We start from the raw sequence: 13,292 nt of genomic DNA, 5'->3' as shown, positions 1-13,292 counted from the left end.
CCCTCTTAACCGATTGGTACCATGGATAATGCTACCCTTCCTTTTTTCTCATCTACTCCATCTACCCAAACCTGCACAATTTGCCCTACAGATACAACATCTAGCGGATGTTTAACAAAACGGTTGCTGAGCTTGGAGATATGAACAAGACCATCTTGTTTAACACCAATATCCACAAACGCCCCAAAGTCAACAACATTTCGCACCGTCCCCTCGAGCTCCATGCCTCGCTTTAAATCCTCCAACTGCAATACATCTTTTTTAAGGAGCGGCTTTGGTAACTCGTCACGCAAGTCTCGCTCAGGGCGTATTAGAGCATCTATAATATCACGTAGCGTTGGTTCACCAACCCCTGTTTTTTCAGCAAGTTCTTTTACATCTGTTGCTTCTAGTACACGTTTTAATGGCTCGGTACCTACATCTGCCTTTTTAAATCCAAGCTCCTTTAGAAGATTTTCTACCTCTTTATAGCGCTCAGGATGTATGCCTGTCGAATCAAGTGGATTCGCGCTGCCCGGCACTCGTAAAAAACCGATACACTGCTCATATGTCTTAGCACCTAGACGCGGTATTTTTTTCAACTCTGCGCGACTTTGGAACTTCCCATTATCTTCGCGCTGCTTCACAATGTTCTTGGCTACCGTTTTAGAAAGACCTGCCACGTACTGCAATAAAGATGCAGAAGCAGTGTTTACATTTACCCCTACTTGGTTTACAGCAGTCTCTACTACAAATGTTAAAGAATCATTTAATTCCTTTTGCGATACATCGTGCTGATATTGTCCGACACCAACAGACTTGGGATCAATTTTCACAATCTCCGCTAGCGGGTCTTGTAAACGTCTAGCGATAGAAATAGCACTACGCTCTTCTACCTGCAAATCCGGAAATTCCTCCCGCGCCAAATCAGAGGCTGAATATACGCTTGCACCGGCCTCATTTACAATAATATAGAAAATGTCTTTCTTTTGCTTTAATATGTCCGCTACAAACTGTTCCGTTTCACGCGACGCCGTACCGTTACCAATGGCTACGACTTCAATACGATGCTTCTCTAACATAGACACAAAAATATCTCTCGCCTCAGCAGGTTTTGCCTTCGGTGGATGCGGATAGATTACCGCAATATCTAAAACTTTTCCTGTATCATCTACCACAGCTAATTTACAGCCGGTGCGATATGCCGGATCTACACCTAAGACGCGCTTCCCTTTCATCGGCGGCTGCAGCAATAAGTTTCTCAGGTTTTCCGAGAAGATATGTATAGCTTGCGCCTCTGCTTTTTCAGTAAGCTCTTTTCGAATTTCACGTTCAATTGCAGGCTGAATGAGACGCTTGTAGCTATCTTCAATCGCTTCTTGTATGTAGGAAGCTGCTATAGTGGGTCTAACAAGTACTTTTTTCTGTAAGTATTGCAGGATTTCTTCTACAGGAGGTACAATCCCTATTCTAAGTACGTCCTCCTTTTCGCCTCTGTTCATAGCTAGAACGCGGTGAGGAGCAGCTTTCTGAATCATTTCGCTATATTCGTAGTACATTTCATATACGTTTTTCTCATCTTTTTCACGATCTTTAGCGGTGGATGAGACAGTCCCTTTACGAAATGTTACATCACGAATCCATTTACGGTAAGAGGCATAATCAGAGATGACCTCTGCGACAATATCCTTCGCACCTTGTAATGCTTCCTCAACGGTTGCAACATCTTCTGTAATGAATTTTTCTGCTTCTTTCCTTACATCGCCTGTTGCAGGTAAGCCTAGCATCCATGTAGCCAGAGGTTCTAATCCTTTTTCTTTTGCTACAGTTGCCTTTGTGCGCCGTTTCTCTTTATATGGGCGATATAAATCTTCTACTTCTTGTAGTTTTGTAGCTTGTACAATTTGACGTTGCAATTCCTCTGTCAATTTTCCTTTTTCCTCAATTAAGCGAAGTACTTCTTCTTTTCTATGATATAGCTGTACACCATACTGCCATTTCTCAAGTACAGAACGAATTTGGACTTCATCCATAGAGCCCGTAGCTTCTTTTCGATAACGAGCAATGAACGGAAGCGTATTCCCTTCTTCTGTCAACTCTACGATGTTATGTACATATTTCGGATTAAAATTAAGTTCCTGCGCAACCGCTTTTATAAGCTGTTTTTTTACAACCTCTTCCATACCTATACCTCCCTAACAAAAAAGCCGCTCTTTATACGAGCAGCTTTTCCGACATGTTAAAAATCTATAAGTCCTAAACTAATTTGCAAAGCTTCATCCACTCGATGCATCATGCCATCATCTAAGTGGGTAATTTTATCGGTTAAACGCTGTTTGTCAATGGTACGAATTTGCTCTAACAAAATAACAGAATCCCTTTCAAACCCGTAGCGCTTGGCATCAATCTCCACGTGCGTAGGCAATTTAGCCTTTTGAATTTGTGCTGTAATAGCAGCAACAATCACAGTGGGGCTAAATCGGTTTCCAATATCATTTTGTATGACGAGCACAGGGCGAACCCCGCCTTGCTCAGAACCAACAACCGGAGAAAGGTCTGCAAAATACACGTCACCGCGTTTTACGATCAAAGGATTTACCCCCCGCTAACTAAGCGTTCTACCGTATGAGCTGCTTCATACTCCGCTAAGAAGGATTCAGAGGCAATATTTAGATTAATCTCTCCCATTTCAATATATCCGCGTCTGATGGAATCATGCTGATACTTCTTTTTCGTTTTGTGCTGCCGCAAAAACATTTTGGCCGCCTCGCAAATCAACTCATTTCGGTTACAATTCTCACGTTGTACGATCCCGTCTAACTCAGATATGATTTGCTTTGGCAAGCGAATCACAATCTCTGTTGTTACGCTCGATTCAGACACAAAGATACACCTCCAACATCAACTACAAACACCATTTTATATATAGACACCCAAATTAATCATACCACTGTATCCCTGCCGTTGCAAAGACTTCCTGATTACTTGTTTATCTTTTCCAACAGTATATGAATCATACATATTTATTGCTTTGTTAATAAATTTTCGATCTCTACAATCTTTCCATTCTGCCTAAATACTCTTGGCACACGAAAATTTACCATACAAGGAACTTCATAATTAATTGTATCTAAATAACCGGCCACATCATCTACACTTACGTTTTCCTCTTTTTGTTTACCGATCAAAGTCACTTGTGTTCCAATTGGCATGTGATAAGGAAGGCGAATCATCATTTGATCCATACAAACCCTTCCTACAATCGGCACGCGCACACCGTCAGCCAAAACTTCAAATCCTTGCAGCTTTCGAATCCATCCATCTGCATACCCAACTGGAACTGTACCAATCCATTCATCCTTCTCAGCAGTATAAGTAGCACCATAGCTGACGCTTTCGCCAGATTCAATTTTCTTCACATGAACGAGCTTACTATGAAATGAAAATGCTTCCTGTAACGGATAAGGCAGTAGATGCTGTATTTCAGGAGACGGTGTTAAACCATACATAGCAATACCAATGCGTACAGCATTAAATCGGCATTCTGGAAAGCGAAGTGCCGCGGCACTATTTGAGCAATGGATGAGACGCGGGTTTATATGATGCTTTGTTAACCAATTTAGCTGGTTTTCAAAACGTTCTTGCTGCTTTACGAAATAAGATGTGTCCAGTTCATCCGCCGTCGCAAAATGTGTAAATACACCTTCCAAATCGAAATGAGAAGCCGATTGTAAGCTTTGTATACAAGCACTTAATTCGTCTTCTGTACGAATGCCCACTCTCCCCATTCCACTATCAAACTTCAAGTGTAGCTGCAACATCTCTTCAGAACACCAAAACTGCTTAGCTTGCTCAATCCAGTCTGGTTGAAACACCGTTAAGGCAATACGGTGTACAGCCGCAACATTAACATCCTCAGGTCTGGCCGCACCAAGCACTAAAATAGGGGCATTAATGCCTGCTTCACGCAAAGAAATCGCTTCGTCCAAAAAAGCAACAGCTAACCGTGAAGCTCCTGCATCCAGTGCTGCTCTTGCTACAGGGGCATCCCCATGACCATAAGCGTTCGCTTTTACTACCGCAATTAATTCAGCATCTGGGATATATTCGCGCGCGCACTGCACATTGTGGGAAATAGCGTCCAAATCCACCTCTACCCATGTGTCTCGATAAAAAGATCTACTCATAAAAAACACTTCCTTATACGATATGCACTGCTTATTCTGATATATTCTTATTGTTGCGTCTATGTTTGATTATTGTCCTGCCGCTGTCCATTGTCAACATCTAGAAATCAAATGTAAGCTAGTTGTATACAAAAAGATACAAAACTCCTTGAATAGAAACGATGATTGCGCAACGCATAGCTACGACGAGGGCCTGAGAGACGCTTGTACCCAGCAAAATGATACAAGCATTCTTACCCTCTTCTTCGCTGTTATGTTGGAAAAAACTGTTGTAACTTATACTTAACAACGTACATCACTAAAAAACGCGACGGATTTCGTCGCGTTTTTGTTATTACTTTTCAGCTTTTTCATAAACAGAGCGAGCAACTGATAAAATTTCATTCTGCTCTAAACCTTTGGATGCTAATGTATACTCTACCCCTTCATGCGACCATGTCACACCATTCTCTGTTAACACACCAACTGTAAAGCCCAGATCTACCGGTTCGCCACTTACGCTGATTGGATCACTTGTTGGTGCAGCCTTTGCTTTTTCTTGAATAAGCGTCAAGGACTTCTTACTATCACCATACGTGACAATCACACGCTTACCGTTGCTTGTTTGCAGTTCTTTCTCTTCCTTCATCTTCATACCTTCTGGTAATTCAGTTGGATACAGCACTGCAAATGGCTTATTTTCCTTCGCCACTGTTGGTACTTCCATCTGTGCTCCGCTCATATTTTTCTTCATGTCAAAAGCACCTTTATCAAATTTCGCATCAAATTTCATTTTAGAAAAAGCAACCTCTACAAGTACATTGCTGTCGCTATCAAGCAACTTAACACTAACAGGCGCTAAGTTTTTCTTATCCAGCGTAATTTCTTGTTTTGGAATCATGTTATGATTTTGATAGTTTGTTTTCGTAGAAAACACATAGTGTTTATCTGTGCTTTTAAATGTTGCTTCTTTATCTTTAATAATATCTCTTACTAGAGACTCATATAAATACGATTGGCTGCTATTTTGCGGCCAGTCACTTTGGAAACGAAAGCTTTTGTTTAAAGCTGGCGTAAGTACAAACACACCGTCTGTATTACGTAGAATAATTTGACTTTGATCGCGTTTCTCATTTTTTAAACTCACGCGATAAAAACTTGGTTTGCTATGCCATATATCCACATCATATTCTTGTACTTCTGTACCCGTTTTAATGGACAATTTTGCTTCCGCTTCGTATCCTTTCATGTTTTTTACTTTTGCATCAAGGTCTTTTACAATATCATCCTTGCCCTTTTCCGTACAGCCGGTCAAAGCCAACATTGCAAATAGTCCAAATAGCACTGCCAATAGCCACTTTTTCAATTCCTCAACCCCTTTTTCCTCATAAGTGAGCGGAAATCTCCCCTGCCGCTACTGAAATATATGAGACAAGGTTTCGGAATATGCAGACTAGCTTGACGAGCTTTCTAAAATCACTTGTGCTACCGCAAAATCACGACTATGACTAATGGATACATGAATGATATGAGAAGAAGGCGCAACACAAACCGGTTTTCCTTTTTCATCATTTAAAATTTCAATGTCTAAAAAGCTAACTTCTTTGCCAATTCCCGTCCCAACAGCCTTTGCATACGCTTCTTTCGCAGCAAACCGACCGGCTACAAATTCCACCTTACGCTGACCACTTAGATGGGCCGCCTTATGTTTCTCTCGTTCTGTTAAAATTCGCTCCAAAAACTTGGGCTGCTCCAGCAATTTTTCAATTCTTGCTAATTCAATAATATCAATACCGGTTCCGACGATCATACGTACACCTCTTTTATCATACTGACTCTATCATATATGATGAGTAAGGCCTACAGCAAAAATCGTATTATTTTAAGTAAAAACTGCTTCCGTTCACAATCTCCACATCTTCTCGTCTCTTAACATCACGCATTAGGCGAAACAACGCATCATCCTTTTTCTTCGCTTCTATCATGCAGTCTATCTGCTTCACACTACCCTTGACTTCCTTTAAAAAGGTAAAAAACATATCTGGATCAATATAGTCAGCATGTGCTCGTACATCCTTTTCATCGCGCGGGCTTGAAATATGCATCTTTAAAGGCAATGGAGAGTTTGACCACGTATCTACAACACGAGACCAATGCTCCGCCCAATTTACTCCTCCATGATTTACCAAGTGATGATGATAGTCAAACACTACCGGAACGGCTAGCTTTTCGCCTAAATATAATGTTTCGTACATCGTAAAAGTTGTATCATCATTCTCCAGCATCAACATATCTTGCAGTGCATTTGGGATTTTCCCCCAATTTTGAATAAATTGCTCGAGTGCACTTTCTTTGTCGCCATAGGCACCGCCTACATGAAGCACACATCTATGTTTTGGATGTATCTTCATTCCCTTAAGAAGACGCCAGTGCATTCGTAATGTTTTTAAGGATTGCTTTAAAATATCTTCCTGCTCTGAGTTTAATACAACAAAGTGATCAGGGTGAAAATCGACCCGCATATCGTACTTTTGTACATATTCACCAATTTCATTCAATTTTTCCCGGAGCGGTGCAATATAGTCCCATTCCGGCAGCTCGTCATGATTGGCAAGGGGAATCAGCTTTGAGCTAAACCGAAAGAAATCGATGTCATGACCACGATTATGCTTTAGCAGTCGTGCGCAGCTTTCTAAATTTGCATTTGCAATCCGCTCTAGCTTTCTAATGGCGGCCTCACGATTTGGAATCCGTTGAAACTGCGAAAATGTCATGGTTTGAGAAGGAGACGCATTTTGTAAATGCACACTCATTGCTACATAGCCAAGTCTGACCAACATACTAGTTCCTCATTTCTGCCAGTTTCTCTTTAGTCTGCCTGAATAAAGACGTGTGCATGCGCAAAAGAAAAAGCAGCCCTATATAGGACTGCTTGTCATCATTAGTTTGTCGCAGATGGTTTACGGCTACGACCACGGTTATCACCGCGGTTTTCACTGCGGCTTCTTTGACCGCCGTACTCTTTACGAGGACCACCTTTACGGTTACGGTTGCGATCGCGATCACGGTCACGCTCTCCACCGCGGCTGCGATTGCGGTCGCTTCTACCACGATTGCGGTCTCTTGTAACAACCGGTGGCTCATCTGTAAGCTTAATAGGAGTGCTATCCGGCTCTTTTGTCATTGCTTTTAGTGCTGCTGCTACTAGCTCTACAGACTCATGCTCTTCTAACAGCTCTTCTGCCATACGTTTGTAGTAAGACAAATTTTCGCCTGCTTCAATGATGCTTGATAGCTTTTCGGCAATTAAACGCTGCTGCTTTTCTAACGCCTCATCCAAAGTTGGCGGCTTCATACGATCAATCTTGCGGTTTGTTGTACGCTCAATGTTTTTCAATTGACCGATTTCACGCGGTGTTACGAATAACATCGCCAAACCTGTTTTACCTGCACGACCTGTACGGCCAATACGGTGAACATAAGATTCAGGATCTTGTGGAATATCGAAGTTATATACGTGTGTAACGCCAGAAATATCTAGACCACGCGCTGCTACGTCTGTCGCAACAAGAACTTCAATAGAGCCTTCTTTGAACTTTCTCAGAACAGAAAGACGTTTTGCTTGTGATAAGTCACCGTGAATCCCCTCTGCCGCATAGCCGCGAAGGTTTAATGCTTCGGACAATTCATCAACGCGACGCTTTGTACGACCGAAAATAATCGCAAGCTCAGGAGATTGAATATCTAATAGACGAGTCAAGATATCAAACTTTTTCTTCTCTTGCATTTCGATGTAGAACTGTTGAATGTTCGGCATTGTTACTTCTTTTGCTTTTACTTTAATGTGCTTTGGATCTTGCATGAAGCGCTCCGCGATGCGACGAATCGGGTCAGGCATTGTAGCGGAGAACAATAATGTTTGATGCTCTTCAGGCACATCTGTTAGAATAGCTTCAATGTCTTCAATGAAGCCCATGTTTAGCATTTCATCTGCCTCGTCCAGTACAACTGTTTCAACATTTTGAAGGCGCAATGTTTTACGGTTGATATGGTCAAGAATACGACCTGGTGTACCTACAATAATATGCGGGTTTTTCTTTAATGCACGAATTTGACGGTTGATGTCTTGTCCGCCGTAAATTGGTAAAATGCGCACGCGCTTATGGTAACCGATTTTGTATAACTCTTCAGATACTTGAATTGCAAGTTCACGAGTTGGTGCAATAACGATACCTTGAATGCTGTCATTCTTTGTGTTTACTTTTTGAATTAACGGCAGACCGAACGCAGCTGTTTTACCCGTACCTGTTTGCGCTTGGCCAATAATGTCATGTCCTTCTAACGCAACAGGGATTGTTTGTGCCTGAATAGGCGTCGCTTCTTCAAACCCCATCTTTTCTACAGAGTTTAGAAGCTGTTCATCTAATCCTAGTTCTCTAAATGTTGTCAATGTTAATGCTCCTTTTCTAATCAAAACTAGCCCTTTGGAATGCTGAGATTCCTGTACTAACACTTGCGTACTTTCTGTGACTCGTCCTTGCTAGGGCTGAAACAAAGAGTTTACCTTCGCAAATTGTCAGTGCAATTTCTTTGCAAAGAAAGCGTTCATCGCGCTTGACGAGACAATTGACATATCCAACTGTCCAAAATAAAACAGACGCTTTGTATGAAACATGCCGTTTCATGCAAAATCATATATAAAAAACATGTTCATACGGTTATGGTGTATTTCCGATGGGGATAGAGAAGTTGTTCGGGTTCCAAGTCCGCCTCATCTGGCGGCACGAGAGAGGCCCCCGTTCACGAAGATGTGTTTCGTAGGAGGGCTCACTGTAGCTATCCACTCAAAAGGGCATTCTCCAAACGGAAAATGCCCTTGCTTGCGCAAAGTCAAACTCTTTCGCTGAAGAGCGAAGTACTTGAAAGAGAAATACTGGAAATACGTTCTGTTGTACTTTTATCATTATAAGTTTTGTGAAGCGAAAAAGCAAACGCCATCTTTTGCTTATTTTATCCTGAAAGCCCTTTTTTCTTACCAAATTCGCTTAATATTTTTTTGAAAACGCTTCTTTACGGTCATAAGTAGTTGAGAACTTCTTCCAACTTCATCCCTCTGGAAGCTTTAAGCAAGACAACATCGTCTCCCGTTAGCACTTGCTTTAGACTTTCTGCAAGCTTACGCTTGTCATCATACTGCTTGACGCGCTCTTTTCCTATATTTTCTATAGCACCTCTGGCAATCTGTGCACCTAATATACCGTAAGTGAAAACAAAATCCGCTGTTTGCAGGTCAATCTCTTGCCCTACTTCATAATGAAACTGTTCCTCTTGGTCGCCAAGTTCTAACATATCCCCCAGCACAAGTACTTTGTTACGATAGCCGCTTAGTTCCTTACAAAACGCCAAAGCCGCTCGCATAGAAGTCGGACTCGCATTATATGCATCATTAATGATAGTCAGTCCATCTTCTTTTTTTGTTACCTCCATGCGCATTCCTGTTAGCTGCAATTTCGCAAGTCCTTGCTGCATACGATCCCAAGGTACACCAAAAAATGCCGCAACAGCCATGCAAGCTAAGGCATTATACACATTATGCTTACCAAGTGCCTTTAAAAAGAATGTCTCATCTGTACGATTCATGCGAAAAGAAGTGCCATCTGCTTTCATTTCGATCTGCAGTGGGTAATAATCATTGGTATGACTCTCTCCAAACGTTACAAGCTTTCCATTAATCGACATGGTACTTACGCGGTTTGTAAGCAATGGCTCGTCACCGTTGTAGACAAAGATACCGCCCTGCAACCCTTCTGTAATCTCCAGCTTTGCTTGTGCAATTCCGTCACGAGAGCCAAGTTCCATTAAATGTGATTCGCCGATGTTTGTAATGATGGCCGCATCTGGGCGCGCTAAATTTGATAAAAATGAGATTTCTCCAAAGCCGGACATCCCCATTTCTAAAACAGCCATTTCTGTATCTTCTTCTAGGCGAAGAATGGTAAGCGGCATACCAATGTGATTGTTATAGTTTCCTTCTGTTTTTTGTACCTTAAAAGTAGTGGCAAGCAGACCTGTCAAAATATCTTTGGCGGACGTTTTTCCGTTGCTACCCGTAATGCCGATTACTTTTACATCTAGCTCGTTTCGATACGACTGTGACAATTTTTGAAGCGCTGCAAGTGTGTCATCTACATAAATGACCGGCACGTTAGCTGGCGGGCTTTTTACATCTTTTTGCCAAAGTACAGCCGCCGCACCATTATCAACAGCCCCTGCTGTAAACGTGTGACCGTCAAAGCGCTCTCCTTGAATGGGAATGTATAAGTTTCCTTGCTCGATGCGACGTGAATCAATGGATACACCTTGGATAGATACCTCGTTGTATCTTGCCTCCAGTCCGTCTCCACCTACCATTTGTTGTACCTGTGCCAATGTTCGTTTTATCATAAAAATCCTCCTCGTACGCAAGAAGCACTATTCATATGAATAGCGCTTCTTTAGTATTTACATTGTATACTTGATTGTTTGCTTTTCTTCGTGACGTTCAATTGCCAAACGAACTAGCTCTTGAATCAACTCAGGATAAGAAACACCTGCATGCTGCCATAAAAGTGGGAACATACTAAATGGTGTAAAGCCTGGCATTGTATTCACTTCATTAATATACACTTGCCCTTCTTTTGTAAGGAAGAAATCGGCACGCGTTAAACCAGCACCATCCAATGCCTTGAAAGCACGAATTGCATAATCATGAACCATCTCATATTCCGCAGCTGTAATTTCTGCTGGAATGATTAAACCTGTATCGCCGTCCATGTATTTTGCTTTGTAGTCATAAAACTCTTTATTAGGAACAATTTCACCAACTACTGAACATCTTGGTTCGTCGTTGCCAAGCACACCGATTTCAATTTCACGACCGACAATGTTTTCCTCAATGATGATTTTGCGATCAAATTGGAAGGCTTCTTCAAAGGCTGCTTCTAGTTCTTCACGGTTTTTACATTTGTTAATCCCTACGCTAGATCCTAAGTTAGCCGGCTTGACAAAGCAAGGATAGCCTAGTTCTTTTTCAACCTTTTCATACGCTGCAGTGCGATCCTTTTCCCATTCGCGACGTACAAACCAAGTGTAGTTGGCTTGTGGAAGGCCTGCTTGTGCGAAAATATTTTTCATCACAACCTTATCCATACCTGCCGCAGATGCCAATACACCGTTTCCTACGTATGGAATATTCATTAACTCTAGCATGCCTTGTACAGTTCCATCTTCCCCGTTCGGTCCGTGCAACAAAGGAAATACCACATCAATCGTTTCTTCCGCAGCTTCAGCAGGTACCATTTCTTTGCTTAGAACCAGTGGGGAAACCGCATCAGCCTTCATTTGCAGTGCAGCTACATTATCTACTGGCCCCTCTAAGCGCTCTCCTTTAACCCATTGACCTTGTTCCGTAATATAAATAGGATATACATCAAATTTCGTACGATCTAACGCTTTGTTCACCGCAAGTGCCGTTTGCAAGGAAACTTGGTGCTCCGCAGATTTACCGCCATATAATAAACCTAACTTAATTTTCATATGAAAACCACCTTACTGATTTTTTCATCGTTCTCATTGTAGCACCTTTTACGAAAATATGCAGGCGCTCTTTTTACCAATCCAACAGATTGAATCCGCATTATATAGAGATAGAAAACTTACGCACCCTGCGCAAGAATATCTTTCTCTATACATATTGTTTTACTACGTACAGGCATTTCTTGGGCATCCACTGTAATCCCGCGCCGCCCCCTATAAAATAACCGTTTGTTTCAAGTATATGTAATGAGCCCGTATTAGGTTACGGGCCCATTTTCAAACTGATATACCACTTTGCTTTGCATCTTTCTTTTCTGTCATACAATCTAATGAGATATATACAATACCTGCCACTAAGCACCCAATTCCCAGCAAGCTGAATAACACATGACCCAGCAATTGATCGAGCAAGAAACCGCCGAGCAATGGTCCGAGTGCACCGCCACATATCCACTGGAGACTTGCTGCTCCCATATACGTACCGCGTAATTCTTCAGGTGCCAAATTGGCCACAAATGTCATTTGTACAGGCGACATCACCATTTCACCAAGCGTGTAAACGGCATAAACAAGGAACATCACGCTCATAACAAACCAAGCTTCACTTCCTTGTGCACCAAACCATTTTGGCAGCCAGCCGATTGCAAGCAAACCAACTCCGAATAGTACTGCACCGTAAAGCATCATGCGTCCTACTGGTTTATCAGACGCCCATTTAGAAATGGGAAACTGAAACAATACAACCATCGTTCCGTTTAGAGCCAGCAAATATGGAAATGGATTATTTGTTCCGAAAATATTCTTCATTTCATTATCAAAATGAAGCGGGAGCATGCCCTCAGTTTGCGAAAAACCCATGGAAATAACGATACCTGCTAGCAGATAAATCATAAGGACACGATCAGCGAGTATTACTTTCCATGCTCCCTTTTCACTATTGGTTTTCTCCTCTTCCTTTTGTGTTGGCATCGTCTCGCGAATAAACACTGCCACAAGTACTGCATAAAACAATAAGCTAGCAGCAGCCGTAATAAAGATAACATCCTTAGAAAGTACGACAATCGAAGCGCCCAAAATTGGACCAATTGCTGCCCCGATATTATGTCCCATTCGCAACAGTCCGTACGCTTCTGTACGTTTTTCCGGTTCGGTCACGTCCGCCACCATAGCCGATGCAGCCGGGTGAAACAAGGAATTACACAGTCCCATCAATACGGAAAGCACTGCGTACATCATAAAACTATCAAAAAATAAGAATCCGAGCATCACAATTCCATTGCTCACCATAGAGAAAATCATAATCGGCTTCCGGCCGTACAAGTCAGCGATACGTCCGCCAATGATAGAACCTATACTTGCTGCAATTGGTGATAGTGCCATTACAATACCAACCTGCACTAAAGAGTCTACTTTATCTTTTAAATATAATGCAAAAAACGGCATAAGCATCATAAATGCGATGCCATTCAGCGTTTCACCCAAAAATCGAATCCACACATTGCGGTCCATCGCCTTTAACTCTAAAAAAGTTTTCTTCATGTTGTACTCCTATTAAAAATGAAATTTGTATAG

Annotated in this window: 11 protein-coding genes; all 11 read right to left on the bottom strand. The window is 41.9% G+C overall.

Features of this window, described 5'->3' with window-relative positions; genetic code table 11:
* Window positions 1–5 precede the first annotated feature (5 nt).
* Window positions 6–2,162, bottom strand: a complete 2,157-nt coding sequence (locus MUG87_RS13705; protein ID WP_247082862.1) for a Tex family protein — start codon at window positions 2,160–2,162, stop codon at window positions 6–8.
* A 56-nt stretch (window positions 2,163–2,218) separates the two neighbouring features.
* On the bottom strand, window positions 2,219–2,569 hold the full coding sequence (gene ndoA, locus MUG87_RS13700) for a type II toxin-antitoxin system endoribonuclease NdoA (RefSeq protein ID WP_124565881.1): 351 nt from the start codon (window positions 2,567–2,569) through the stop codon (window positions 2,219–2,221).
* A 5-nt stretch (window positions 2,570–2,574) separates the two neighbouring features.
* Window positions 2,575–2,862 (bottom strand): CopG family ribbon-helix-helix protein, encoded by a 288-nt coding sequence (locus tag MUG87_RS13695; protein WP_124565880.1) that lies wholly within the window; start codon window positions 2,860–2,862, stop codon window positions 2,575–2,577.
* Between the two features lie 140 nt (window positions 2,863–3,002).
* Window positions 3,003–4,166: an alanine racemase gene (gene alr, locus MUG87_RS13690; RefSeq protein ID WP_247082861.1), complete on the bottom strand. Its 1,164-nt coding sequence runs from the start codon at window positions 4,164–4,166 to the stop codon at window positions 3,003–3,005.
* A gap of 334 nt (window positions 4,167–4,500) precedes the next feature.
* Window positions 4,501–5,469 (bottom strand): LolA family protein, encoded by a 969-nt coding sequence (locus tag MUG87_RS13685; RefSeq protein WP_247087692.1) that lies wholly within the window; start codon window positions 5,467–5,469, stop codon window positions 4,501–4,503.
* A 129-nt stretch (window positions 5,470–5,598) separates the two neighbouring features.
* Window positions 5,599–5,955, bottom strand: a complete 357-nt coding sequence (acpS, locus tag MUG87_RS13680) for a holo-ACP synthase (RefSeq protein ID WP_124565878.1) — start codon at window positions 5,953–5,955, stop codon at window positions 5,599–5,601.
* 67 nt (window positions 5,956–6,022) lie between these two features.
* On the bottom strand, window positions 6,023–6,985 hold the full coding sequence (gene uvsE, locus MUG87_RS13675) for a UV DNA damage repair endonuclease UvsE (RefSeq protein ID WP_247082859.1): 963 nt from the start codon (window positions 6,983–6,985) through the stop codon (window positions 6,023–6,025).
* 101 nt (window positions 6,986–7,086) lie between these two features.
* Window positions 7,087–8,595 (bottom strand): degradosome RNA helicase CshA, encoded by a 1,509-nt coding sequence (locus MUG87_RS13670; protein ID WP_247082857.1) that lies wholly within the window; start codon window positions 8,593–8,595, stop codon window positions 7,087–7,089.
* Window positions 8,596–9,221: 626 nt separating this feature from the next.
* Complete coding sequence (murF, locus tag MUG87_RS13665) at window positions 9,222–10,589, bottom strand: UDP-N-acetylmuramoyl-tripeptide--D-alanyl-D-alanine ligase (protein ID WP_247082855.1); 1,368 nt, start codon at window positions 10,587–10,589, stop codon at window positions 9,222–9,224.
* A 57-nt stretch (window positions 10,590–10,646) separates the two neighbouring features.
* Window positions 10,647–11,720 carry a D-alanine--D-alanine ligase gene (locus tag MUG87_RS13660; protein WP_247082853.1) on the bottom strand — a complete coding sequence of 358 codons (1,074 nt, stop codon included), beginning with the start codon at window positions 11,718–11,720 and terminating at the stop codon, window positions 10,647–10,649.
* Window positions 11,721–11,996: 276 nt separating this feature from the next.
* Complete coding sequence (locus MUG87_RS13655) at window positions 11,997–13,259, bottom strand: MDR family MFS transporter (protein WP_247082851.1); 1,263 nt, start codon at window positions 13,257–13,259, stop codon at window positions 11,997–11,999.
* Between the last annotated feature and the right edge of the window lie 33 nt (window positions 13,260–13,292).

The sequence above is a fragment of the Ectobacillus sp. JY-23 genome (genome assembly GCF_023022965.1).
Taxonomy (GTDB): Bacteria; Bacillota; Bacilli; order Bacillales; family Bacillaceae_G; genus Ectobacillus.
This window is presented reverse-complemented; position numbering and strand designations above follow the sequence as displayed.